A 23,139-nucleotide genomic window follows, 5' to 3' on the forward strand; every position below is an offset into this window, starting at 1 on the left:
CCGCCGAATTGAATATTTTATGCGATCAAAGGGTAAGGTTTTTCCCCAATATGCCGACAGTAAGATGAAGACCGTCGTAAAGCGATAAACCGTTTTTCGGCTACTGAGCGTGAAGTCAGCGCGACGCGGACGTCAGATCCGCTTTTCGGAGCCTTGCATGCGCAATAACCAGCCCGTTACCCAACAGGAATTCGATTTTCCCGACGACGTCACGCTGATGTCGACGACCGACGCAGACAGCATCATCACCTACGCCAACACGACGTTCGCGCAGGTGAGCGGCTTCACGAACGAGGAACTCGTCGGCCAGCCGCACAACGCGGTGCGCCACCCGGACATGCCGCGCGAAGCGTTTGCCGACATGTGGGCGACGCTCAGGCGCGGCGAGCCATGGACCGCGCTGGTGAAGAACCGCCGCAAGAACGGCGACCACTACTGGGTGCGTGCGAACGCGATTCCGGTGATGCGAAACGGCGAGCCGCAAGGCTACATGTCGGTGCGGACGAAGGCGCCGCACGACGAATCCGAGGCCGCCGACGCGTTGTATCGCGCGTTCCGCGAAGGCAAGGCCGGCCAGCGCCGGTTCCACAAGGGGCTGGTGATCCGTACGGGGCTGATGCGCATCGCGTCGCTGTCGCAGACGATGTCGGTGCGCGCGCGCGTGCACTCGGCGCTGTGCGTGCTCGCGCCGGCGGTCGTTGGCGCGGGCTGGGCATGCGGGCTGGCGGGCGGCGGGCTCGCGGCGTTTGCCGGCGTGACGGTCGGCGTGGCGGCGGCGGCCGGCCTGTGGCTCGATACGCAGATCGTGCGTCCGCTGAAGCGGCTGCACGACCAGGCGCTGAACGTCGCGACCGGCGAAAGCCGCCGCGGCGTGCGGATGAACCGGGTCGACGAGATCGGCATGACGCTGCGCACGATCAACCAGCTCGGGCTGATGTTCCGCTGGCTCGTCGACGACGTCAGCGAGCAGGTGCACAACGTGCAGCGCGCGAGCAACGAGATCGCGCAGGGCAACAACGACCTGAGCGCGCGCACCGAGCAGGCGGCGTCGAGCGTGCAGGAGACGGCCGCGTCGATGGCCGAGATGACGGCGACCGTCGACAGCAACGCGGAGACCGCGCTGCAGGCGAACCGGCTCGCGATGTCGGCGAGCGAGGCAGCGGGGCGCGGCGGACAGGCGGTGGGCGAGGTCGTCACGACGATGAGCGACATCACGGCCAGCTCGCGCAAGATTGCCGACATCATCGGCGTGATCGACGGCATCGCGTTCCAGACCAACATCCTTGCGCTGAACGCGGCCGTGGAAGCGGCACGCGCGGGAGAGCAGGGGCGCGGCTTCGCGGTGGTCGCCGGTGAGGTGCGGGCACTCGCGCAGCGCAGCGCGAATGCGGCGAAGGAGATCAAGACGCTGATCGGCGCGAGCGTCGAGCGCGTCGAATCGGGCGCGCGGCGCGTGGACGAGGCCGGCAAGACGATGGAGGACATCGTCGCGCAGGTGAAGCGCGTGTCGGACCTGATCGCGGAGATCAGCTCGTCGACGGCCGAGCAGAGCACGGGTGTGTCGCAGGTGGACCAGGCGGTGGTGCACCTGGACAACATCACGCAGCAGAACGCGGCGCTGGTCGAGCAGAGCACGGCGGCGTCGGAGAGCCTGAAGCAGCAGGCGACGCGGCTGGTGGATGCGGTGAACGTGTTCCGGTGAGCGTGGGGGCGCGCACGTGATGTGCGCGCCAAATCAATGCAGCATGATTGGCGTGCGCAATGCGCGTCAGGATTTTTTTAGCCAATCAAAAATGCGCTGTTCGACGAATATTCATATTCAAGATTTCATGTTGATACATTGAAGCGCGATCGAGTAAATGGCGTTGAATGATCAGACGAATACCCGTCTAACCCTTGCCTGGCGTGGTGTTTGGTTTTATCCATAAACAAATTGTTCGGTAAAAACAAGATCATGTATTTCTAATGCATATTTACCCGAATACACCATAATGTTTTCGTGGGATTTGCCGAAAGCGCAGGGGTAAGACCAACGTGCATGCGGACAGACCGCAATGCGCGGGTCTCGAATCAATCGACAAGCGGACGCAAGATCCGTTACCCGGAGCTCCACACCATGCGCAACAACCAGCCCGTCACGCAACGCGAATTCGATTTTCCCGATGACGCGACGCTGATGTCGACCACCGACGCGAACAGCTACATCACCTACGCGAACGCGGCCTTCATCCAGGTCAGCGGATTTTCCCCCGAAGAGATCGAAGGCCAGCCGCACAACGTCGTGCGGCATCCGGACATGCCGAAGGAGGCGTTCGCCGACATGTGGGCGACGCTCAAGGGCGGCGAGCCGTGGACCGCGCTCGTGAAGAACCGCCGCAAGAACGGCGATCACTACTGGGTGCGCGCGAATGCGATTCCGGTGATGCGCAACGGCGAGCCGAAGGGCTACATGTCGGTGCGCACGAAGGCGACGCGCGACGAGATCGCGGCCGCGGAGGCGCTCTACAAGGCATTCCGCGAAGGGCAAGCCGGCAACCGGCATTTTCACAAGGGGCTGATCGTCCGCAAGGGCGTGGCCGGCTTCACGTCGCTGTTCCAGACGATGTCGGTGCGTGCGCGGCTCCATGCGTCGCTGTGCGTGCTCGCGCCGGTCGTGGTGGCCGGCGGCTGGGCGTGCGGGCTGGCCGGCGGCGGGCTCGCCGCGTTCGCGGCGGTGACGGCCGGCGCTGCGGCTGCTGCGGGGCTGTGGCTCGATGCGCAGATTGCGCGCCCGCTCATGCAGTTGCGCGACGAGGCGCTGCGCGTGGCGACCGGCGAAAGCCGCCGCGGCGTGCGGATGAACCGGGTCGACGAGATCGGCATGACGCTGCGCACGATCAACCAGCTCGGGCTGATGTTCCGCTGGCTCGTCGACGACGTCAGCGAGCAGGTGCTGAACGTGCAGCGTGCGAGCAACGAGATCGCGCAGGGCAACAACGACCTGAGCGCGCGCACCGAGCAGGCGTCGACGAGCGTGCAGCAGACGGCCGCGTCGATGGCCGAGATGACGGCGACCGTGTCGAGCAATGCGGAGACGGCGCTGCAGGCGAACCAGTTGTCGGTGTCCGCGAGCGAAGCGGCGGGGCGCGGCGGGCAGGCGGTGAGCGAGGTCGTCACGACGATGAACGACATCACGGCCAGCTCGCGCAAGATCTCGGACATCATCGGCGTAATCGACGGCATCGCGTTCCAGACCAACATCCTTGCGCTGAACGCGGCGGTGGAGGCGGCGCGGGCCGGCGATCAGGGGCGTGGTTTCGCGGTGGTTGCGGGCGAGGTGCGGGCACTCGCGCAGCGCAGCGCGAACGCGGCGAAGGAGATCAAGACGCTGATCGGCGCGAGCGTCGAGCGCGTCGAATCGGGCGCACGGATCGTCGATGGCGCTGGCAAGACGATGGAGGACATCGTCACGCAGGTGAAGCGCGTGTCGGACCTGATCGCGGAGATCAGCTCATCGACGGCGGAGCAGAGCACGGGGGTTGCGCAGGTCGACCAGGCGGTCGTGCACCTGGACAACATCACGCAGCAGAACGCGGCGCTGGTCGAGCAGAGCACGGCGGCGTCGGAGAGCCTGAAGCAGCAGGCGTCGCGGCTGGTGGAGGCGGTGAACGTGTTCCGGTGAGCGTGGCGTGCCTCGTTGGCCTTCACGCATGTCGACCGGCCTCATGCGTGGATCGCGCCGTTCAGTGACGAACTGAACGGCGCGATCGGCCAGGCTGGAGATTTTCCAGCCTTTCGGATTAACCGATGCTCACCCCGTGAGCTTCTGCCAGAGGCTTCAGGCCACCCGTGAAACCTTGTCCGATCGCCTTGAACTTGAACTCGTCGTTGTGGCGATACAGCTCGCCGAAGATCATGGCGGTTTCGGTGGATGCGTCTTCGGACAGGTCGTAGCGGGCGATTTCCTTGCTGTCGGCCTTGTTGACGACGCGGATATAGGCGTTGCTGACTTGACCGAACGACTGCTTGCGGGCTTCTGCGTCGTGAATCGTGACGGCGAAGACCAGCTTCTTCACGTCGGCCGCCAGACCGGCCAGCTTCACGTTGACCTGCTCGTCGTCGCCGTCGCCCTGGCCGGAACGGTTGTCGCCCAGGTGCTCGATGGAACCGTCGGCGGACTTCTTGTTGTTGTAGAAGATGAAGCTGGCGTCGCTCAGGACTTTGCCGTTTTCACCGGTGACGAAGATCGAGGCGTCGAGGTCGAACTCGGTGCCGTCGGTGACGCGCGGGTCCCAGCCCAGGCCGACGACGATTTCGCTCAGGCCCGGGGCCTCTTTCGACAGGGAGACGTTACCGCCTTTGGACAGACTGACAGCCATGGTGTGATTCCTTGTTCAGGTGAGGAGACCGTTCAGAAGTTCATGCCGTAGCCGTTGGCCAGGGCACGCAGGCCGCCGGCGTAGCCTTGGCCAACGGCGCGGAATTTCCACTCGCCGCTGCTGCGGTACAACTCCGCGAAGATCATCGCGGTTTCGGTGGAGGCGTCTTCCGCCAGGTCGTAGCGGACCACCTCGGCACCGGAGGTCTCGTTCACGACGCGGATGAACGAATTGCTGACCTGGCCGAAGTTCTGCTTGCGCGCTTCCGCGTCGTGGATGGTGACCGTGAAGGCGATCTTGTCGATGTCGGCCGGAACGCGGCTCAGGTCGACCTTGATGACTTCGTCGTCGCCGTCGCCCGCGCCGGTGCGGTTGTCGCCGGTATGCTCGACGGAGCCGTCCTGGCTGCGCAACTGGTTGTAGAAGATGAAGTCGGCTTCACCGCGGACTTTGCCGTTGGCCCCCAGCAGGAACGCGCTGGCGTCCAGATCGAACTCGGCGCCATCGGTCGCGCGCGGGTCCCAGCCCAGGCCAACCAGGATTCGGGTCAGGCTCGGGTCGGCTTTGGACAGGGAGAGGTTGCCGCCTTTTTGAAGAGTCAGTGCCATGAAAAACAGCTCCTTTGGGTTGTGACGGGTTACTGATTTTCGGCTTGCGCGTCTTCCTTGTTCGGGAAGATCACGCTGGCCAGGATTCCGATTGCCAGGACCGCCATGACGATGAGCAGGCTGGTGTTCGGGGAGATGCTGATACCGTGGTGGAACAGATGGTCGGTCGCGTTCAAGCCCAGCTTCGCCGCGATGAAGAACAGCAAGACGACCACGGCCTTTTCCAGATGCACCACGTAGCGCTTCAGCGCTTCCAGCACGAAATACAGCGTGCGAAGGCCAAGAATGGCGAACAGCATCGCCGAGTAGACGATCAGCGGTTCACGGCTGACTGCGATGACCGCGGGGACCGAGTCGAACGCGAACAGGACGTCGGACACTTCGATCACGACCAGGCAGAGGAACAGCGGCGTAGCGAACAGGCCGCCTTTGGCCGCCAGGCTCATGTCCCGCTCGGCCGTCCGTGCTTCCGCCTCGAGCTGCTTGCGGCTCACGAAAAATTTGTGGCCGTGCAGCCTGGGCCATACGGGGAAGAGCTTTTTCGCGAAGCGGCAAGCAAGATGCTGCGAGTAGTCCTTCGCCTCGTCATCGTCGTCACCGCCCTTGAGCATCATGACGGCGGTCCACGCCACGATCAGCGCGAAGGCGATCTCGACCCATGGGCCGAATGCCAGCAGGCCGGTACCGATGACGACAAAGACACCGCGGAACACGATGGCCCCGATGATGCCCCAGTGCAGGATGCGGTGACGCATGCCGTCCGGGACCTTGAACCACGCGAAGATCGCCATGAAGACGAACAGGTTGTCGACGGAGAGGACCTTCTCCAGCGCATAACCGGTCAGGAACAGGCTGGCCACTTCCGCGCCGTGCTGCACGTACAGGAAGCCGGCGAATGCAACGGAGATGGCCACCCAGAATACCGACCAGATGGACGCCCGGGCGAGGGTGATCGGCTTGTCGTCGCGGTGGGTCACCATGTCCAGCACCAGGGCGGCCAGCGCCAGGCCGATGAATACCGCCATGGTCAACGGCGGGAAGCCAATGTGTGTCGTTTCCACGTTTCGGTTTCCTACAGTTCGAAGTCAACCGGGTTCAAGCCGAGCTCGAGGCAAATCAGGCGGCAAGCTGCTTTTTCCTTGTCGTCGAAATGACCGTCGGATGCGCCAATGGCACAGGCCACACGCACCAGCAAGCGTGCTTCGCCGTCCTTGCCCTTGATCTTGCCGATGGCCTTCAGCGCCTCGGCCTGGCCGATCTGGAAATCGAATTCGAACTTGCCGCAGGCGTCGTTGAACACCGCGATCACGTCGCTCAGGTTGAAGACCTTCAATTCCGGGGAATTGTTGATGAAGCCGACCATCTTCAGCTTCTCTTCGGATTTGATCTCGCCATCCGCGGCGGAGATCAGCGCGCAAGCATTGGCGGTCGCCTCCATGAACGTCCGGTTCTTGAATTTGGCGACTTCGATGGTCAAGGTTTCGCGGGCTTTGGCCGCGTTGGTTTTCAGCCAGTCGAGCATGTGTTTCCCCTCAGTGAGCGGGGCCGGACGGCCCCGCCGGTCAATGGTTACTTGGAGCCTGCTTTCCAGCGCATTCCCCAGCCGTAGGCACGATCCATTTCCTCGTGTCCGGGATGGAAGTCGACTCGACGAGAGACCTTGACGGCCCCGTTCACGTTTTCAAGCAGGGCAATCGCGCACATGCCGTGGCGGCCGCCCTCCTCGTTCATGCGAACTTCGATGTCGGACTGGCCGGGCACGAAAATGGTGACGACACCATCCGTTGCCTTCCAGTTCGGCGCGCCGTCGTAGATGAACGCGAAAATCAGGATGCGTTCGATCTTGTTCCACTGTTGCCCATTGATGCGAAGCCACTCGCCATCGGCAACCGAGCCGGTGCGGTCATCTCCCATCAGCTGGATGTAGGGTGCCTCCCGCAGATCGCCGAAACGCTTGCCGAGCGCCTGCACGGCCCCTTTGAATCCGTCCTGCATTTCGAACAGGCAACCCAGGTCCAGATCGATGGCGCCGCGTTTTCCCAGGAAGCCGCCGAGCAGGCCACTCGTACCCTGGTTCCAGTTGAGGTTCACCTTGATTTCACCGAAGCCGGCAGCGGACTTCTCCAGACTGATGCTGGGGCGTGATTTGTCGAGCGTGACTTTGCTGAGCCGGATCGTGGACGTCGGTGCGCCAGGCGGGGCCGGTGCGAGCGCGGGCGCTGGTACGGGCGCCGGAGCCGGCGCGGGAGGGCTCTGTGTCGGGCTACCGGAAGGCGCGGCAACGTCGACGCCGAAGTGCCTGGCCAGCGGCTCCAGGCCGCCGGCAAAGCCTTGTGCGACACAGCGGAACTTCCATGCGTCCTGACGGCGGTAAAACTCCCCGAGGATCAGTGCAGTCTCATTCATCCCGGCAGTCGGGATCTGCGCCTCGATCCCGCCCGTCACGGCCAGCGCCAGCATCGAAACGCGATCGAAGGTCGCCTTGTTCTCATGGATGGTCGCGGTGAGCGCGACTTTCTCGACGGCAGGGTCGATCCGGGCGAGATCCACGGTGAACGTTGCCCGGCCGGCCGTCGTGGCGGTCAGCTGAACCGCGCCGCCCAGGACGCTGGTTTGGCCGTAGAAGCACATGTCGCCATCGCCCCGGACTTTCGCCGCAGCGGTGAGCGCGAATGCGGAGATATCGATCTCCGCGCCTGGAATCGGCGCGTAGTTGATGTCCACGCGCAATTGACCGGTGGCCACCGGTGCATTGCCGCCAGGTACCAGTGTCGTCATGCTCGCACCGCCTGAATCGCCAGATTGACGAGATCGTCCGCGGTGCGGCCGTGGGTGGACTGGCCGATCGCCTTGAATTCCCAGCCGCCGCCGCCACGGCTGAGGCTGGCCATGACAACACCAGTGTGGCGGCCCTTCTCTGCGAGGTTGAAGCGCGCCAGCTCCTTGTCTTGGGCGTCGTCGAGGATGCGGCAGTAGGCGTTTTCGACTTGGTCGAACGTCTGTCCGCGGAAGCTGTTCACGGTGAACACCAGGTGCTGGATGGTGCCCGGCAGGCGCAGCAGGTCGACGTGGATGGTTTCATCGTCGCCATCGCCTTCACCCGTCAGGTTGTCGCCGGAGTGCTCGATGGCGCCGTCCCTGGATGCCAGTTGTCGGAACCAGACCAGGTCGACGGATTTCATGTCGCCGTCCAGCAGGATGCAGGACGCATCGAGGTCGATGTCGTTGCTGCCGCCGCCCAGCATCTTGGAGAAGAAGCCGCTGGGCTTTACCGGGTCCCAACCCAGGCCCAGACTAATCGAGGTCAAGCCACGGCCCGCGGTTTTTTCCAGCGAGATGCTCTGATTCTTGCTCAGGGTGAGTGCCATCTTTACGCTCCTTGTTGATCTTCAATGTTCAGTGTTCGTGCGAGGGATCGGACGGAGTCACGTTGCCGAGTCCCGGCTTGGCCAAACCGCGAGCGGGATTGCCGCCACACGGGGAAAGCGTCGCCATGACTCGTCTTGTGCGGCAGCCGCTCACTCACGGTCCGGATGCAAGTCGCCGCTGCTGCTCGGCCGACATCGCGTCGGCGGACAGCAGGCCGTGCGCCTTTGGGGGCAGCCTCATGCATTTCCACGCGCATCAGCCGGCCTCCGCCAGTCGAACGCCATGCTCGCCATTGCTCGGGGCGGTGGGCTTCACGCCGTGCCACTTGGCGCGTTCGAGGATGTTGACCGCCCACTTGTAGTGGGTTGCCGGCTCGCACATCGCGTCGTTGTGCTTGAAAACGGCAGGGGCCGCATCGTTGACGATCAGCGTGGCGCAGTTGAAGTCTTCGAGGCTCACGCGCAGCGCCTCCTGGATGATGCGGATCTGGCTCGGATGAATGGCCGTCTTCCCGACCAGGCCATGAGCGATGTCCAGTTCCAGTTCCTCGTTCAGGAGATGGGGCGTGGCGAGTTGCTCGAAGACGGGCGCGGTCAGGGCAAATCCCTGCGCCCCCATGATTCCGGCAAGCATGGGAATCACGTAGCTGAGAGGCGTGCGGTAGAGCGTGGTGGCCGGATTGCGCCGCAGACCAAGACAACCCATCAGGTCGTTGCCGCCGATGCGCAGCGCGATGATGCGTCGGTTCAGGTTCGCCTTCAGGGCCGAGCCAAGCTCCACCATTGCGCCCGGGTCGTAAACGTCGGCCGTCTCCAGTGTCGGCATGAGGTACAGGTCAGGATGACTGACCGCGTTCTCCCACGACGAAAGGGACCGCAGGGTCAACTTGGGTACGACGAACCCGTCGACGTGCTTCATCAGCGGCCAGTCGTTCAGCACCGCCGCCATCGCGGCATCACGTGGCCGAACGAACAGCAAGGGACCGGATTCGACGCGCCCGCCCCGGGCGTCGATATTCATGAGGAGGGCCCGCAGGTTCACCAGCGCGCTGTCGACGTCGATTGCCGCCACCGCGTCTTCCAGACAGACCACCAGCGAGCGCAGCTCAGGGAATCGGGTGCCGGAAACCACATCCAGAATGTCGCTGCGGGTGGCCGGCATGTACAGCGTCGCGCCGAGGGCGAACGGAGAGAGGGTTTTAATCAATTCGCGCTCCGAATGATGGTGACCGCGCAGTACGGCCCCAGATCGGCGCCAGCTTCCTCCACGGTCACGCCCGCGCGTTCGGTGAGATGCAGCAGCAACTGAACATCGCTGTCATCGCGGTCACGTACCAGCACGCGATCCGGCACACGGCGCAGGACCGCTCGGGTTGCCTCGGCGATACCCGGTTTCACGCGGTTCAGGTTGCCGATGTCGAAGCGGGTTGCCAGCGCGGACACCACGTCGTCCGCGGACGCCTGGAGCGTCCGTCGCTGATCGTTGGTCCATGGAGCGGCAGGCCGGGCGCCTGCCAGCGCCCGACGTTCGGCGTCGATCCTGTCGATGAACGCGCGCGTGACATCGTGTTCGCGCAGGTGTTCGTAGACCACGCAACCATGCAGGCCGCCTTGAGCCGGCCAGATGGAGCGGGACACCAGCCCGGAAACGGTTGCACCGAGAATGCCGGACGGAATGGTCCAGTCTTGCGCGGAGGCAGCCAGCCACGCGCGGCCGCAAGGATCCGCCAGAACCACGAGGCGCGGACCTTCAGGGAAGCGCGTGTCGTCCGCGAGGGTCCGTGCGAGCTCGCCGGAAATGGCACCTTTGCCGGTCCAGCCGTCGACGAAGACGATGTTTTCGGCGCCATGCAGCCGGATGATGGCTTCCAGCGCAACCGTGTCGATCCCGCGATCGCGAATGATGCTGATCCCGTAGTGGCGGGCGTCGCGCCCCATCTCCACGAGTGCCCGGCGCAGCAGCACGCCAAGCGGCAGGCCCGCGCGCACAAACGAGACCAACGCGATGCCCGGCCCGGTGCAAGCGGCATTCAGCGCCAGCGCCAGGGACTGCACCTCCGAAGCCATGCGGGCGCCGTTCTGCACCAGCGCGCGGGCGTAAAGGCGCTGGTGCACGTCGCTGGGCGCCTGCTCGAGGCCGATCATTTCCGAGTAGTGTTTTTGATTCGTCTGGATCAGACGTTCCTTCTCCTCGACGTCGGTGACGCTCATCCGCACGTGTTGCAGCAGGACGTGCACATCGTCGGGGGCATAGCTGCCGCTGCCGACGGTGTTCAGGCTCGCGAGGCGATTACCCATGGATCGTCCCCGTCACCCAATTCGCAAGCTGGCTGCGCGCCGGTGTCGCCCACATGTGGCAGAGATCCATGTACCCGAGATCGGTGATGCTGTCGCCGAAGCCCAGGACCGGTCGCTCGCCGTGGATCTCACGGTCGCGGCGCAACCATTCCTGAACCGCCGCGCGCTTGGCCAGCCCCGTTGGCAGGAAGGCGAGGTTGTTGCCGTTGGCATGAACGTGCATGCCGTCCACCATGCGCCGGGACCGCACTCCGGCCAGCACCTCGGCGAGCACCGCGTCGTCGGACGCGTTGTGCTTGATCACCACGTAGTGGCGCAAGCCTTCTTCTTCCACGACCCAGCCGCGGAGTGAGTAGCCGAGTTCCTCGCCGATCGCCAGCGTGGCCTCGCACAGTGCCGGCAGTCGCTCCTGAACGCCCTGGAGAACCTCGACCATTCGCCCGTGCCAGCTTCGATCGCGTAACCCGTCGGGGCGGAGCATGACGCCGCCGTGCGAGCAGATTGCGCCTTCGGTGAAGGGAAGCATGACGCGGCCGTATGCCTCCACGCTGCGCGCGGTGACCGGAACGACGTCGGCGGTGGCGAGCAGCCACGTGATGAACGCGTGCTGGACCGGGTCCATGAAGCCGTTTGGCTGACCGTGCACGTCCAGCGTGGCCGCCGTGCGCGGGACGCCTTCCGCCATCTTGCGGGCGGTCTGGAACAGGGTGTCGTCGAGGTCGACGAATGCCAGGGGGCGGTTACCGCTCATCGACAATCACCTCTGCGTTCAGTGCATCGACGAGTTCCACGGGGAGTGCCTGAGCGGGCGTTTCCGTGCAGATCAGGACCCGGTCGAACTGGCCGGGCTTCACGTTGTAGAGGAAGTTCGGCATACCGAGGCCGTAGTTGTCGGGGAACGACAGCGCGTGCTCGATCGCGTGGCCCAGGGCGATGGGGGACCGCGTGGTCGAGCTGAAGTGGACATCCGCGCCAGATCGCTCCAGGCGTTCCGCCAGCAGAAAAGGACGCCAGACGAACTCGCCGGTACCGACGACAATGACTTTCTCGCCGGGCTGGACCTGAACGTCCGGCGCAAGCGTGTCGTCCACCTCCCGGACGCCCAGACGTCCCCAGTCGTTGCGGGGCGAGAGCGGCCATTCGCCCATGGAAACGGTGCCGACGTTCGGCATGTCCGGGAGGGGCGCGGACTGATCCTCGTGGAACTGGTAGGCGCCGGTCAGCAGCGATACCGCGGTGACCGGTTCCCCGATCGCGTGACGCGCGGCACCGGCAGTCCAGTCCGTCAGGACGCAGGTGACCACTCGCTCGACGTTGCTCAGGCCTGCTGCGACCAGTGCGCGGTGCAGGTTCAGGAAGGTCTTGCCGGTGGAGGCTTCGTCGTCCACCAGGATCAGCGATCGAGCCTTCAGCATCAGGTCACGAATCTCGGGATCGACCGGCAAGTGGATCAGATGAGCGCTCGCATGGCTGTGTTCTTCCTCGAATCGAGCAAAGACGCGGGTACCCAGCGGATGCCGGGTACTGGTGAGGTACACGCTGTCAGCGCGGCCCGCACGATAGGCGCGGTGCACCCCGGCACCGAGGCCCACCGCGGTTTCGGCCATGCCGATCACCAGTACCGGCCCAGGCAGGTCCGCCGGAATGCCGGCCGCCAGGCGCTCGAAGCTGGCCGCCACGATCGACGGGCGTACCGGGATGTGACGGCCCAGGACCTTGGATACGAAGAGGAAGGCTCGCTTGGGATTCCGGCGCTCCGCGAAACCGAACAGGTTCGCGGGAGGCAGCGCGGCGGTGTCGACTCTGATCTCGAGCAGCCCCCGCTTGAGTTGGGCGCGCAGGCACGTTGGTCCTACGTGGCTTTCCATGAACAGCATCCTCGTTGAGCGTGGCTCGAAGGCCCACGACGACCGCTTGCGCCTCGTGCGCAGTCGGTCGAACCGCGTTCGCGCCGGGCGCCGGCACCGTCGGTCCGGCATCCCGAAACCTTTCAAAATGAAATTGAATCGTATCAAATTTGAAAGGTTGGTGGGTGGAGGCGTGTGCCGATGTCGCGAGGGCTTTTGTTTTTCGGTTTTGTTCGAGAAGACGGGCGTTGCGGGCGTGGCGTGGCCTGATGACGACGGTCAGCCGTTCGATCAAAGCCGATGCTGTGATCGCAGTCCGGTGAAAGCGGTGAGGAGGGGGAGGGGGAAGGGGAGAGGAGGGGAAGAGATGACGCGGGCACGACGGAGAGAGAGGGACGCCGGCCCGCGTCGGACCGCCCGGTTCCGGCCGGGCGGTCAGGGCCTGTCGCCGAAGCGGCAGGCCCTGAACCGTCAGACGGCGAGGCAGAGGTACTTGATCACGACGTAGTCGTCGATGCCGTAGTGCGAGCCTTCGCGGCCGAGGCCCGACTGCTTCACGCCACCGAACGGCGCGACTTCGTTCGAGATCAGGCCCGTGTTCACGCCGACCATCCCGTATTCGAGCGCTTCCGCCACCTTCCACACGCGGCCGATGTCGCGGCTGTAGAAGTACGCGGCCAGGCCGAACTCGGTGTCGTTCGCGAGGCGGATCACTTCGTCGTCGCTGCCGAACTTGAACAGCGGCGCGAGCGGCCCGAACGTCTCTTCCTTCGCGACCTTCATCGCCGGCGTGACACCCGTCAGCACGGTCGGCTCGAAGAAGCCGTGGCCGAGCGCGTGGCGCTTGCCGCCCGTCACGACGGTCGCACCCTTCGCGAGCGCGTCCTCGATGTGCGCCTCGACCTTCAGCACGGCGGCTTCGTTGATCAGCGGACCTTGCGTGACGCCCGGCTCCGTGCCGCGGCCCACCTTCAGCTGGCCGACGGCTGCCGCGAGCTTCTGCGCGAACTGGTCGTACACGGCTTCATGCACGTAGAAACGGTTCGTGCACACGCAGGTCTGGCCGCTGTTGCGGTACTTCGATGCGATCGCGCCCTGCACGGCTGCATCGAGGTCGGCGTCGTCGAACACGATGAACGGCGCGTTGCCGCCGAGCTCCAGCGACACCTTCTTGACCGTCGCCGCGCATTGCGACATCAGCAGGCGGCCGACCGGCGTCGAGCCGGTGAACGACAGCTTGCGCACGATCGGGTTCGACGTCAGCTCGCCGCCGATCGCTTTCGGATCGCCCGTGACGACGCTGAACACGCCCGCCGGCACGCCCGCGCGCTCGGCCAGCACGGCCATCGCGAGCGCGGAGAACGGCGTCGCCTCGGCCGGCTTCACGACGATCGGGCAGCCTGCGGCAAGCGCCGGGCCGACCTTGCGCGTGATCATCGCCGCCGGGAAGTTCCACGGCGTGATCGCCGCGCACACGCCGATCGCTTCCTTCGTCACGACGATGCGCTTGTCGCTCGCCGGCGTCGGGATCGTGTCGCCGTACACGCGCTTGCCTTCTTCCGCGAACCACTCGAGGAACGATGCGGCATAGCCGATCTCGCCCTTCGCTTCGGCCAGCGACTTGCCCTGCTCGGTGGTCAGGATCAGCGCGAGATCGTCGGCGTTTTCCATCATCAGGTCGTGCCACTTGCGCAGGACGACCGCGCGTTCCTTCGCGGTCTTCTTGCGCCACGCCGGCCAGGCGGCGTTCGCGGCTTCGATCGCGTGACGCGTTTCGGCCGTGCCCATCGCCGGCACCGTGCCGAGCAGGCCGCCCGTCGCCGGGTTGCGGACTTCGAACGTCTCGCCGTTCGTCGCGCCTTGCCATTCGCCGTTGACGTACGCCTGCTGGCGGAACAGCGACGGGTCTTTCAGTGCCAGGGTTTCCTGAACCGTGCTCATATGAATCACCTGCTTCGAAAAGGACGGATGAAACGGCCGCCGCCGTCATGAAGACGGCGGCGGCGCATTCAATGGATGAAATCGACGGATACTCAGGCCGGCACGCCGACCGTTTCCTTCAGCACTTCCTCGAGGATCACGAGCGCTTCGTCGAACACGGCTTGCGGGATCGTCAGCGGGAACAGGAAGCGCACGACGTTCGAGTACACGCCGCACACGAGCAGCAGCAGGCCGCGCTCGAGCGCACGCGCCTGCACGCGCTTCGTGAATTCCGCATCCGGCTCGCCCGAGCCCGGCTTCAGGAACTCGACCGCGATCATCGCGCCCGGGCCGCGCACGTCGGCGATCTGCGGCACGTCGGCCTGCAGTGCGTTCAGCTTCGCCTTCAGCACGTCGCCGAGTTGCGTCGCGCGCTCGCACAGCTTCTCTTCGTCGATGATCTCGAGCACCGCGTGTGCCGAGGCGACGGCCAGCGGGTTGCCCGCGTACGTGCCGCCGAGGCCGCCGGGCGCTGCCGCGTCCATCACGTCCGCACGGCCGACGACGCCCGACAGCGGCATGCCGCCCGCGAGGCTCTTCGCCATCGTGATCAGGTCGGCCAGCACGTCGTAGTGCTGCATCGCGAACAGCTTGCCGGTACGCGCGAAGCCGGTCTGGACTTCGTCGGCGATCAGCAGGATGCCGTGTTCGTTACAGATCTTGCGCAGCGCGCGCACGAACTCGGCCGGCGCCGGGTTGAAGCCGCCTTCGCCCTGGACCGGTTCGAAGATGATCGCGGCGACGCGCTTCGGATCGATGTCGGCCTTGAACAGCATCTCGATCGCCTTGATCGAGTCGGCGGTCGTCACGCCGTGCACGGCGTTCGGGTACGGGGCGTGGAACACGTCGCCCGGGAACGGGCCGAAGTTCAGCTTGTACGGGGCGACCTTGCCGGTCAGCGCCATGCCCATCATCGTGCGGCCGTGGAAGCCGCCCGAGAACGCGATGACGCCCGGGCGGCCGGTCGCTGCACGCGCGATCTTGATCGCGTTCTCGACGGCTTCCGCGCCGGTCGTGAAGAACGCGGTCTTCTTCGGGAAATCGCCCGGCGCGCGGTCGTTGATCTTTTCAGCCAGCTCGACGTACGACGCGTACGGGACGATCTGGTAAGCGGTGTGCGTGAAGTTGTTCAGCTGATCCGCGATCGCCTTGACGATCTTCGGGTGGCGGTGGCCGGTGTTCAGCACGGCGATGCCGGCGGCGAAATCGATGAAGCGGCGGCCTTCGACATCCCACAGTTCCGCGTTCTCGGCGCGGGCTGCGTAGAAATCGCACATCACGCCGACGCCGCGCGGGGTGGCGGCGTTCTTGCGGGCCTGCAGGTCGGCATTCTTCACGGTCATCTCCTTGATGTTCTTTCCGGTGAGTAGAAATCGGGCGCTTCGACTGCCCATGGAGGCGACTATAATCACATTTGGCTCTGGCAATCAGAGCCATTTCAATAAATATTCAGGAGCCAATCATGCGCGCGAGCGTGTTGTCGGACTGGCTGGCGCAGCGCCTCGTGCGCGGCGGCGAACAGCCGATCTACCGGCAGCTTCACCGGCTGCTGCAACAGGCGATCCTGTCGCGCGAACTGCCGGCCGGCACGCGTGTGCCGTCGTCGCGGCTCCTGGCTGCCGAGCTCGGGATCGCGCGCAACACGGTCACGCAGGTTTACGAGCAGCTTGCGCTCGAAGGCTACGTGAACTCGGCGACCGGCCGCGGCACGTTCGTCGCCGACAGCGCGCCGGACGAGATCGTCGGTGCGCCGACCGACGCGGCTACCACCCACGCGGCGCTCGTGCAGCCGTCCGCGCGGCGGCTGTCCGCGCGCGGCACGCGGCTCGTGGAAGGCGCCGGCGTGTCGAAACGGCAGGGCGGCGCGTTCATGCCGGGCGTGCCCGATGTGTCGCGATTTCCGGCGCGGGTGTGGACGCGGCTGCACAACAAGTACTGGCGGCGCCTGCGCCCCGACCTGCTGACCTACGCGCCGGGCGGCGGGCTCGCGCTGCTGCGCGAGGCGCTGGCCGACTACCTGCGCACGTCGCGCTCGGTGCGCTGCACGCCGGAGCAGATCGTGATCACGACCGGCATCCACCAGTCGATCGACCTCGCGGTGCGGCTGCTGACCGACCCGGGCGATGCAATCTGGACCGAGGATCCGTGCTACTGGGGCGTGCGCAGCGTGCTGAACGTGTCGGGGCTGACAACGCGGCCGATTCCGGTCGACGACGAAGGCATCGCGCCGTCGGCCGCCGATCTCGCCGAACCGCCGAAGCTGATGCTGGTCACGCCGTCGCACCAGTATCCGCTCGGGATGGTGATGAGCCTCGCGCGGCGGCGGATGCTGCTCGAATACGCGCGCCAGCACGGCTGCTGGATCATCGAGGACGACTACGACAGCGAATTCCGCTACGGCAGCCGGCCGCTCGCGTCGCTGCAGGGTCTCGATACGGCCGGGCAGGTGATCTATGTCGGCAGCTTCGGCAAGACGCTGTTCCCGGGGCTGCGGGTCGGTTATCTGGTTGCGCCGGAGCCGCTCGCGGAAAGTTTCGCGACCGCCAGCGCCGAGCTGTATCGCGAAGGGCAGTTGCTGCAGCAGGCGGTGCTGGCCGAGTTCATCGCGGAAGGGCACTTCGTGTCGCATATCCGCAAGATGCGCACGTTATATGGGCAGCGCCGCGAGGTGCTGCTCGACGCGGTCGCGCAGCGCTACGGCGACACGCTGCACGCGCTCGGCAGCGATGCGGGGCTGCATCTGGTCACGCAGTTGCCGGAAGGCGTCGACGATCGCGCGGTCGCGCAGGCCGCCCTCGAACGCAATATCGTCGTGCGGCCGTTGTCGGGGTATTACGCGGACCGCGACCGTGCGGCATCGGGGTTGCTGCTCGGTTATGCGTGCGTGCCGGAGGACGAGATCGCGACCGCGTTCGCGACGCTTGCCGAGGCGATCGACGAGCGGGCGTTTGGTCGGGTGGTCGAGGTGGCTTGAGCGGCGTATTCGGTGGCGGCATCGCGTTGCGATGCCCGCTGCGGCCATCGATACCGGACGGCGGCGTGCGCTGCGCACCGCGAAGCGCACGCGCGTTCTGCCGACCCTGCGGTGAAGCTCAGTATCCGATCCACACCGCGAACGTCAGCACGACGCACGATAGCGCGAGCAGCGTGAGGAACAGCGGCAGCACGAAGCGGATCCACGCGCCGAAATCGACGCGTGCGGTGGCCAGATACGCGAGCAGCATCCCGGACGTCGGCGTGACGAGGTTCGTCAGCCCGCCGCCGAGCACGAACGCGAGCACCGACGTCTGGCCGCTCACGCCCGACAGCTGCGCGATCGGCCCGATGATCGGCATGCTGACCGCGGCCTTGCCCGACACCGACGGAATGAACACGTCGAGCACCATCTGCACGCCCATCAGCCCGTTCGCGACCCACACCGGCGACTGCCCGTCCGCGAGCCGCGTGAAGAAGTGGATCAGCGTGTCGAGCACGAGGCTGTTCTGCAGCAGCAGTTCGACGGACGCGGCGAGCCCCATCAACAGCGCCGCGAGGATCATGTTCTTCATCCCGTCGACGAACGCGTCCGCCGCGCTGCGCGAATCGAGCCCGCCGATCACGGCCGTCACGATGCTCACGAACGTATAGAACGCCGCCAGCTCGACGTTGCCCCACTTCAGTTCGCGCGTGCCGTAGATCAGCATCGCGACCGCCGCGGCGAACACGGCCAGCGTCGCCTTGTGGCGCAGCGACAGCTTCGCGGTTGCGTGCGCGGCGTGGCCGGCGGCGGTCTGCCCGGCGCGATAGCCGGTGCTGCGCACGTAGCGCAGCAGGTACAGGATGCCGATCGTCAGGAAGACGACGAACACGGCCGCGCGCAGCGCGACGCCGCTGAACAGCGGCACGCCGACGAGCGGCTGCGCGACGGCCAGCGCGAGCGGGTTCGTCACCGACGCGATATAGCCGATCTTCGCGGCGAGCGCGACCAGGGCGACCGCGAACAGGTCGGAGAGCCCCAGGCGCCGCGCGATCACGACCACCATCGGAATGATCACGAGGTACTCGGAGATGAAGCCGAGCAGCGTGCTGCCGAGCCCGATCAGGATCATCAGCATCGGTGTCAGCAGGTACGCATTGTTGCCGGTGAGCTGCAGCAGACGGTCGATGCCCGCGTCGACCACGCCGGTGCGGCGCATCACGCCGAACATCCCGCCGACGAACATCACCATCACGATCAGCGGCGCATTCTTCAGCAATCCTTCCGGTATCGCGACGAATGCCGAGACGACGCTCGCGGGCATCGCATGCGTGGGCGTGCTGTGGCTGACTGCCGGTGCAACGAGCGTCGTGAGCGCGGTGGTCTTCGGCACCACGTGATAGGTGCCCGGCACGACGAGCCGGCCGTTGCGCTCGAAGCGGCCGGAATCGACGAACCACGTGAGTGCGATCGCGACGGCCAGCACCCACAGCATCATCACGACCGGATGCAGCATCTTGCCGTGCGGATGCGGCGCGCGGCCGGCGTGGGCCGATGCGTCGCCGGTCGATGCATCGGCCGGAGCGGCGAGCGTGGTGGCGTCGGCGGCGCGTGCGCCGGCAGGGTTCGGGGAAGAGGCGGACATCGGATCCTCGTCGGAGAAGGAAGCGGGCCGTCAGGCCGGTTGCAGCGCGGCACGCGCCGGGACGTAGCCGAGTTCGGCGGAAATCGCGAGGCTGCACGCCTGCAGTCGTTCGAGATAGTCGGGAATGTCGGCGTGGCTCACGCGCACCTCGGGCCCCGTCACGCTGACCGACGCGACTGTCGCCCCCGTCAGGTCGCGCACCGGCACCGCGATCCCGACCGCGCCGGGCGTCACCTCGCCGCTGCTCACCGCGTAGCCCTTGCGCGCGACCGCGTCGAGTTCGCCGGCGAGCTTCGCCGGATCGTCGGCGTGCCCGTTTCGGCGCAGTTGCGCGAGAAAGTCGTCGCGCACCGGATCGGGCGCGAATGCGAGCAGCACCTTGCCCGATGCGCCGAAATTGATCGGCCGGCGGTTGCCGACCGCGCCGACGGTGCGTACCGCGTGCGTCGTTTCGCAGCGCGCGACGCACACCGATTCGAGCCCTTCGCGCACGCGCAGCACGATGGTCTCGTTGATCGCCTGGTTGAGCGCGAGCATGTGCCGGTGCGCGGCGCGCACGAGCGCGTTCTGCTGCGACGCCGCTACGCCGATCACGAACGCCTGCGGGCCGAGCGCATAGGTGGACGTGCGCGGGTCCTGCACGACGAAGCGGTGCAGTTCGAGCGTGCACAGCATCCGGTACGTGCGGGACTTGTTGATGCCGAGCTGCGATGCGAGCTCGGTCACGCCGAGGTTCGGATGCTCGGCCACGTAGGTCAGCAGCTTCAGCGCGCTGTCGACGGCGTCGACGATATAGGTCGTCATGCGGGGTCTCCCTGCGGCGCGATGCGCACGCGGACGTAATCGGCGAGTGCATCGAGATACGCATCGACCGAGCGCTTCAGCGTGGCGAAGCCCACGTGTTTCGCGAACGCGGCCTCGTCCATGTACAGCGCGCGGTTGAATTCGATCTGGATGCTGTGGCGCTGCCGCGCGGGATCGGCGAGCGCGGTCAGCAGGTCGCCGCCCTGGTACGGGTCGTTGATCTGCACGCGATAACCGGCGTCGGCGAACCACTGCGCGGTCCACGCGGTGAAGGCCGGGTCCGCGGTCGTGCCGCGCCGGTCGCTGACGACGACGTCCGGCCGCCATGCGCCCGCGTCGACGTTCATCGCGTTGCCGCGGGACTTCATCGAATGGCAGTCGATATGCCACAGCGCGCCGTGCGCGGCGTGCAGCGGCTCGGCGATGCCGGCGAGCGCGCGGCGGTACGGCAGGTAGTACGCGTCGATCCGGTGGCGTACTGCTTCGAGCGACAGCTTGCGGTCGTATAGCGGCACGCCGGGCAGCGCGTCGCGACGGATCAGCCCCATCCCGCGCTGCGTGTACGGCTGCGGCGCAAGCGGCTCGGGCCACGGCTCGGCGAGCAGCGTTGCGTCGATGTCCGTTTCCGCGCGGTTCGGATCGATGTATGCGCGCGGAAACGTCGCGCCGAGCAGCGTGCCGCCGCGCGCGGGCGTGCCGGCCCACAGTTCGTCGACGTACGCGTCCCACGTCGTGCGGATCGCGTCATCGGGCGCGACGGTGGCGAAGTCCGGCGGATACGCGATGCCGCTGTGCGGCGAGTCGACGACGATCGGCAGGGCCGGCACCGTCGGCGTCGCGACGAAATACGCAGGCGATGCGCCGGCGGTCGCGTTGTTGCAATTAAACGTCAGCATGGGGATCAGGTTCTTTACCTAGTTTCTCGAAGCGTCTCGTGCGTTTGTTTTAATCATTAAAACAGCGTATCAATATTTCACAACGACTGAAAATCGCGGTCAAGGGCTTTTTGCGATATCGGGATTGCGTGTCGAGATCGGGCTGTAATGCCCGTAATTATTGGGTGCGTTTCATTCCTTGAAACGCCTGGAGATTCAGGGGTATTTCACTCCCATGTACGATTTTTGGCATCGCTTGACGCTTCAAATCGCCGAATTCGACAATGAATAAGACGATGTTTTATTCAATAAAACACGTATCGAGCGAAATAAATCGCTCCCCATATTCAATCGATAAAAGGGGTCGGAGATGAAGCGGAAAGGAATTGCGGTCGCGCTGGCGGGACTCGCAACGGCGGCGGGTGCGATGCACGCGCATGCGCAGTCGAGCGTGACGTTGTACGGCGTGGTCGATTCGGGGATCACGTACACGAACAACCAGAACGGGCATGCCGCGTGGCAGGCGACCGGCGGCAACGAGCAGGCACGCGCTTCGGGCTGCTCGGCAAGGAGGATCTCGGCGGCGGCACGCGCGCGGTGTTCCGGCTCGAGAACGGCTTCAACATCGAGAGCGGCGCCGCGAGCCAGGGCGGCCGGCTGTTCGGGCGCCGCGCGTACGTCGGGCTGGAAAACGACCGCTGGGGCACGCTGACGATGGGTCGCCAGTACAACGCGGCGCAGGAAGTGCTGGAGCCGCTGCAGATCGGCGCGACCACCGCGCTCACGCAGTACGCGCTGCACCCGTTCGACACCGACGACCTGAACAACACGTTCCGCACCAACAATTCGGTGCAGTACCAGACGCCCGCCTGGTACGGCTTGCGCGCGGTCGGCCTGTACGGCTTCTCGAATTCGACGTCGTTCGCGCAAAACCGCGTGTGGAGCATCGGCACGAGCTACGAGAACGGGCCGCTGCAACTCGGTGCGGCCTACGTGCGCGTCGATCATCCGGCGCTCGACACCACCGGCGCGGCGGCATCCGACAACTACTACACGTTCATCAAGGGCGTGACGCGCCAGCAGATCTGGGGCGCGGGCGGCGCGTATGCGTGGGGCGCCGCGACGTTCGGGCTGCTGTACACGAGTTCGCTGTTCAACCTGCAGACGGGCGGCGCGATGCGCTTCAACAACTACGAGGGCAGCGTGCGCTACCTGATGACGCCCGCGCTGCAGTTCGCGCTCGGCGAAACCTATACGCAGGTGTTCGCGTCGCAAGGGCCGAAGCCGAGTTCGCACTACCTGCAGACGAGCGTCGGTGCGCAGTATTTCCTGTCGAAGCGCACCGATATCTACGTGAACGCGTTCTACCAGCGTGCGTCGTCGAACACGGTGGCCGCGATCGAAGGCATCTCGAATCCGTCGAGCACGCGCACGCAGATCGTCGCGGTGACGGGCATCCGCCACAAGTTCTGACGCGGCGCCAGGCCGCGGGCGCGCGCTCGTTCTGCTTACAGCCGGATCAGCGCCGCGCCCGCCACCACCAGCGCACACGCGGCGAGCCGCTGCGCGCCGGGCCGCTCGCGCATCACGAGCCAGCCGATCGCGACCGCGAAGATCGAGCTCGTTTCGCGCAGCGCCGACACCGTGCCGACCGGCAAGTACCGGTACGCGAGGATCACGATCCCGTACGCGGCGAGCGAGATCGTGCCGGCGATCGCGCCCTGCGTGAGCGCGGTGCGCGAGCCGAGCACCGCGCGCGGGCCGCCACGCACCGCGCACACCAGCACGAATTGCGGCACGCTCCACAGCACGTACACCCACGCGATGTAGCCGAGCGCGCTGCCGGATACGCGCGAGCCGATGCCGTCGCAGATCGAATACGCGGCGATGAACACGCCCGTGAGCAGCGCGAACGGCACGCCTTCGCCGGAGAACCGGAAGCCGCGCCGCAGTGCGAGCGACATGATGCCGAACGACACGAGCGCGATGCCCGCGAAGCCGAGCGGCGTCGGCCGCTCATGCAGGATCGCGAGCGCGAGTACCGACACGAGCAGCGGAGAAATCCCGCGTGCGATCGGGTAGATCTGCCCGAATTCGCCGCTGCGATACGCGCGCGCCAGCGTGAAGCAGTACGCGACCTCGAGCACGGCCGACCCGGCGATATACGGCCACGCGGCGGGCGCCGGCGCGGGCAGCAGCGCGGCGCCGGCCGCGCCGAACACGAAATACGGCAGCGACATCGTGCCGAGCTGGACGAGCCGGTCTTCACTGACGTGGAGGAAGGCATTCCAGATCGCGTGCAGCAACGCGGAGCACAGCACGAGGCCGATGAAGAGGTGGTCCATGGACGAAGGGGCGGACAGGGGCGGGAGCGGAGGCGGCGCGATCATTATGTGGGTA

At 65.8% G+C, this 23,139-nt stretch carries 19 protein-coding genes and 1 pseudogene; 4 read left to right on the forward strand and 16 right to left on the reverse strand.

The features are described from left to right. Positions 1–157 precede the first annotated feature (157 nt). Positions 158–1,702, forward strand: a complete 1,545-nt coding sequence (locus tag CFB45_RS31910; protein ID WP_089428968.1) for a methyl-accepting chemotaxis protein — start codon at positions 158–160, stop codon at positions 1,700–1,702. A 414-nt stretch (positions 1,703–2,116) separates the two neighbouring features. Continuing rightward, on the forward strand, positions 2,117–3,661 hold the full coding sequence (locus tag CFB45_RS31915) for a methyl-accepting chemotaxis protein (RefSeq protein WP_089428969.1): 1,545 nt from the start codon (positions 2,117–2,119) through the stop codon (positions 3,659–3,661). A 118-nt stretch (positions 3,662–3,779) separates the two neighbouring features. On the opposite strand, the gene CFB45_RS31920 is transcribed toward CFB45_RS31915, so the two are convergent. The 12 genes from CFB45_RS31920 to CFB45_RS31975 all read right to left on the reverse strand — a co-directional run bounded on the left by CFB45_RS31920 (position 3,780) and on the right by CFB45_RS31975 (position 15,796). Then, positions 3,780–4,358 carry a TerD family protein gene (locus tag CFB45_RS31920; RefSeq protein WP_089428970.1) on the reverse strand — a complete coding sequence of 193 codons (579 nt, stop codon included), beginning with the start codon at positions 4,356–4,358 and terminating at the stop codon, positions 3,780–3,782. A gap of 32 nt (positions 4,359–4,390) precedes the next feature. After that, positions 4,391–4,966, reverse strand: a complete 576-nt coding sequence (locus CFB45_RS31925) for a TerD family protein (protein WP_089428971.1) — start codon at positions 4,964–4,966, stop codon at positions 4,391–4,393. A 29-nt stretch (positions 4,967–4,995) separates the two neighbouring features. Next, positions 4,996–6,027, reverse strand: coding sequence for a TerC/Alx family metal homeostasis membrane protein (locus tag CFB45_RS31930; protein ID WP_089428972.1), 1,032 nt, complete (start codon positions 6,025–6,027; stop codon positions 4,996–4,998). Between the two features lie 11 nt (positions 6,028–6,038). After that, complete coding sequence (locus tag CFB45_RS31935; RefSeq protein ID WP_089428973.1) at positions 6,039–6,488, reverse strand: tellurite resistance TerB family protein; 450 nt, start codon at positions 6,486–6,488, stop codon at positions 6,039–6,041. A 47-nt stretch (positions 6,489–6,535) separates the two neighbouring features. Then, entirely contained in the window at positions 6,536–7,744 is a 1,209-nt protein-coding gene (locus CFB45_RS31940; RefSeq protein ID WP_089428974.1) for a TerD family protein, read from the reverse strand. Beyond that, positions 7,741–8,334 (reverse strand): TerD family protein, encoded by a 594-nt coding sequence (locus tag CFB45_RS31945; RefSeq protein WP_089428975.1) that lies wholly within the window; start codon positions 8,332–8,334, stop codon positions 7,741–7,743. Before CFB45_RS31945 ends, CFB45_RS31940 begins: the two co-directional genes overlap by 4 nt. A 256-nt stretch (positions 8,335–8,590) precedes the next feature. Beyond that, the gene (locus CFB45_RS31950; RefSeq protein WP_254600227.1) at positions 8,591–9,541 is read right to left on the reverse strand and encodes an HpcH/HpaI aldolase/citrate lyase family protein; all 951 of its coding nucleotides are present in this window, start codon (positions 9,539–9,541) and stop codon (positions 8,591–8,593) included. Next, on the reverse strand, positions 9,538–10,632 hold the full coding sequence (locus tag CFB45_RS31955; RefSeq protein WP_089428976.1) for a cysteine protease StiP domain-containing protein: 1,095 nt from the start codon (positions 10,630–10,632) through the stop codon (positions 9,538–9,540). Before CFB45_RS31955 ends, CFB45_RS31950 begins: the two co-directional genes overlap by 4 nt. Then, positions 10,625–11,383 carry a trehalose phosphatase gene (locus CFB45_RS31960; protein ID WP_089428977.1) on the reverse strand — a complete coding sequence of 253 codons (759 nt, stop codon included), beginning with the start codon at positions 11,381–11,383 and terminating at the stop codon, positions 10,625–10,627. Before CFB45_RS31960 ends, CFB45_RS31955 begins: the two co-directional genes overlap by 8 nt. Continuing rightward, complete coding sequence (locus CFB45_RS31965; protein WP_089429224.1) at positions 11,373–12,500, reverse strand: phosphoribosyltransferase domain-containing protein; 1,128 nt, start codon at positions 12,498–12,500, stop codon at positions 11,373–11,375. Before CFB45_RS31965 ends, CFB45_RS31960 begins: the two co-directional genes overlap by 11 nt. A 450-nt stretch (positions 12,501–12,950) precedes the next feature. Next, positions 12,951–14,420, reverse strand: coding sequence for an NADP-dependent succinate-semialdehyde dehydrogenase (gabD, locus tag CFB45_RS31970; RefSeq protein ID WP_021156413.1), 1,470 nt, complete (start codon positions 14,418–14,420; stop codon positions 12,951–12,953). Positions 14,421–14,512: 92 nt separating this feature from the next. After that, complete coding sequence (locus tag CFB45_RS31975) at positions 14,513–15,796, reverse strand: 4-aminobutyrate--2-oxoglutarate transaminase (RefSeq protein WP_089429225.1); 1,284 nt, start codon at positions 15,794–15,796, stop codon at positions 14,513–14,515. Between the two features lie 125 nt (positions 15,797–15,921). Here CFB45_RS31975 and pdxR point away from each other — a divergent pair, with 125 nt between their 5' ends. Then, on the forward strand, positions 15,922–17,433 hold the full coding sequence (pdxR, locus tag CFB45_RS31980; RefSeq protein ID WP_089428978.1) for a MocR-like pyridoxine biosynthesis transcription factor PdxR: 1,512 nt from the start codon (positions 15,922–15,924) through the stop codon (positions 17,431–17,433). A gap of 118 nt (positions 17,434–17,551) precedes the next feature. Here the strand turns inward: pdxR and CFB45_RS31985 are convergent, their stop codons facing one another. Genes CFB45_RS31985 through CFB45_RS31995 form a run of 3 tightly spaced genes read right to left on the reverse strand, consistent with a single transcriptional unit; the run spans position 17,552 to position 20,760 of the window. Beyond that, positions 17,552–19,060 carry an SLC13 family permease gene (locus CFB45_RS31985; protein WP_089428979.1) on the reverse strand — a complete coding sequence of 503 codons (1,509 nt, stop codon included), beginning with the start codon at positions 19,058–19,060 and terminating at the stop codon, positions 17,552–17,554. Between the two features lie 30 nt (positions 19,061–19,090). Next, a complete protein-coding gene (locus tag CFB45_RS31990; protein ID WP_089428980.1) occupies positions 19,091–19,864 on the reverse strand; it encodes an IclR family transcriptional regulator in 774 nt (257 codons plus the stop codon). Continuing rightward, entirely contained in the window at positions 19,861–20,760 is a 900-nt protein-coding gene (locus tag CFB45_RS31995; RefSeq protein ID WP_089428981.1) for an N-formylglutamate amidohydrolase, read from the reverse strand. Before CFB45_RS31995 ends, CFB45_RS31990 begins: the two co-directional genes overlap by 4 nt. 349 nt (positions 20,761–21,109) lie before the next feature. Between CFB45_RS31995 and CFB45_RS32000 the strand changes: the two are divergent. Then, positions 21,110–22,212: pseudogene (locus CFB45_RS32000) on the forward strand (porin). Positions 22,213–22,247: 35 nt separating this feature from the next. Here the strand turns inward: CFB45_RS32000 and CFB45_RS32005 are convergent. Beyond that, complete coding sequence (locus tag CFB45_RS32005; RefSeq protein ID WP_089428982.1) at positions 22,248–23,084, reverse strand: DMT family transporter; 837 nt, start codon at positions 23,082–23,084, stop codon at positions 22,248–22,250. Between the last annotated feature and the right edge of the window lie 55 nt (positions 23,085–23,139).

This window comes from Burkholderia sp. HI2500, assembly GCF_002223055.1.
GTDB lineage: Bacteria > Pseudomonadota > Gammaproteobacteria > Burkholderiales > Burkholderiaceae > Burkholderia.

Bases quoted from the DNA above. Each gene is read 5' to 3' on its own strand.
- CFB45_RS31910 (WP_089428968.1), top strand. From the start codon at position 158: ATGCGCAATAACCAGCCCGTTACCCAACAGGAATTCGATTTTCCCGAC.
- CFB45_RS31915 (WP_089428969.1), top strand. From the start codon at position 2,117: ATGCGCAACAACCAGCCCGTCACGCAACGCGAATTCGATTTTCCCGAT.
- CFB45_RS31920 (WP_089428970.1), bottom strand. From the start codon at position 4,358: ATGGCTGTCAGTCTGTCCAAAGGCGGTAACGTCTCCCTGTCGAAAGAG.
- CFB45_RS31925 (WP_089428971.1), bottom strand. From the start codon at position 4,966: ATGGCACTGACTCTTCAAAAAGGCGGCAACCTCTCCCTGTCCAAAGCC.
- CFB45_RS31935 (WP_089428973.1), bottom strand. From the start codon at position 6,488: ATGCTCGACTGGCTGAAAACCAACGCGGCCAAAGCCCGCGAAACCTTG.
- CFB45_RS31940 (WP_089428974.1), bottom strand. From the start codon at position 7,744: ATGACGACACTGGTACCTGGCGGCAATGCACCGGTGGCCACCGGTCAA.
- CFB45_RS31945 (WP_089428975.1), bottom strand. From the start codon at position 8,334: ATGGCACTCACCCTGAGCAAGAATCAGAGCATCTCGCTGGAAAAAACC.
- CFB45_RS31955 (WP_089428976.1), bottom strand. From the start codon at position 10,632: ATGGGTAATCGCCTCGCGAGCCTGAACACCGTCGGCAGCGGCAGCTAT.
- CFB45_RS31960 (WP_089428977.1), bottom strand. From the start codon at position 11,383: ATGAGCGGTAACCGCCCCCTGGCATTCGTCGACCTCGACGACACCCTG.
- CFB45_RS31965 (WP_089429224.1), bottom strand. From the start codon at position 12,500: ATGGAAAGCCACGTAGGACCAACGTGCCTGCGCGCCCAACTCAAGCGG.
- gabD (WP_021156413.1), bottom strand. From the start codon at position 14,420: ATGAGCACGGTTCAGGAAACCCTGGCACTGAAAGACCCGTCGCTGTTC.
- pdxR (WP_089428978.1), top strand. From the start codon at position 15,922: ATGCGCGCGAGCGTGTTGTCGGACTGGCTGGCGCAGCGCCTCGTGCGC.
- CFB45_RS31985 (WP_089428979.1), bottom strand. From the start codon at position 19,060: ATGTCCGCCTCTTCCCCGAACCCTGCCGGCGCACGCGCCGCCGACGCC.
- CFB45_RS31990 (WP_089428980.1), bottom strand. From the start codon at position 19,864: ATGACGACCTATATCGTCGACGCCGTCGACAGCGCGCTGAAGCTGCTG.
- CFB45_RS31995 (WP_089428981.1), bottom strand. From the start codon at position 20,760: ATGCTGACGTTTAATTGCAACAACGCGACCGCCGGCGCATCGCCTGCG.
- CFB45_RS32005 (WP_089428982.1), bottom strand. From the start codon at position 23,084: ATGGACCACCTCTTCATCGGCCTCGTGCTGTGCTCCGCGTTGCTGCAC.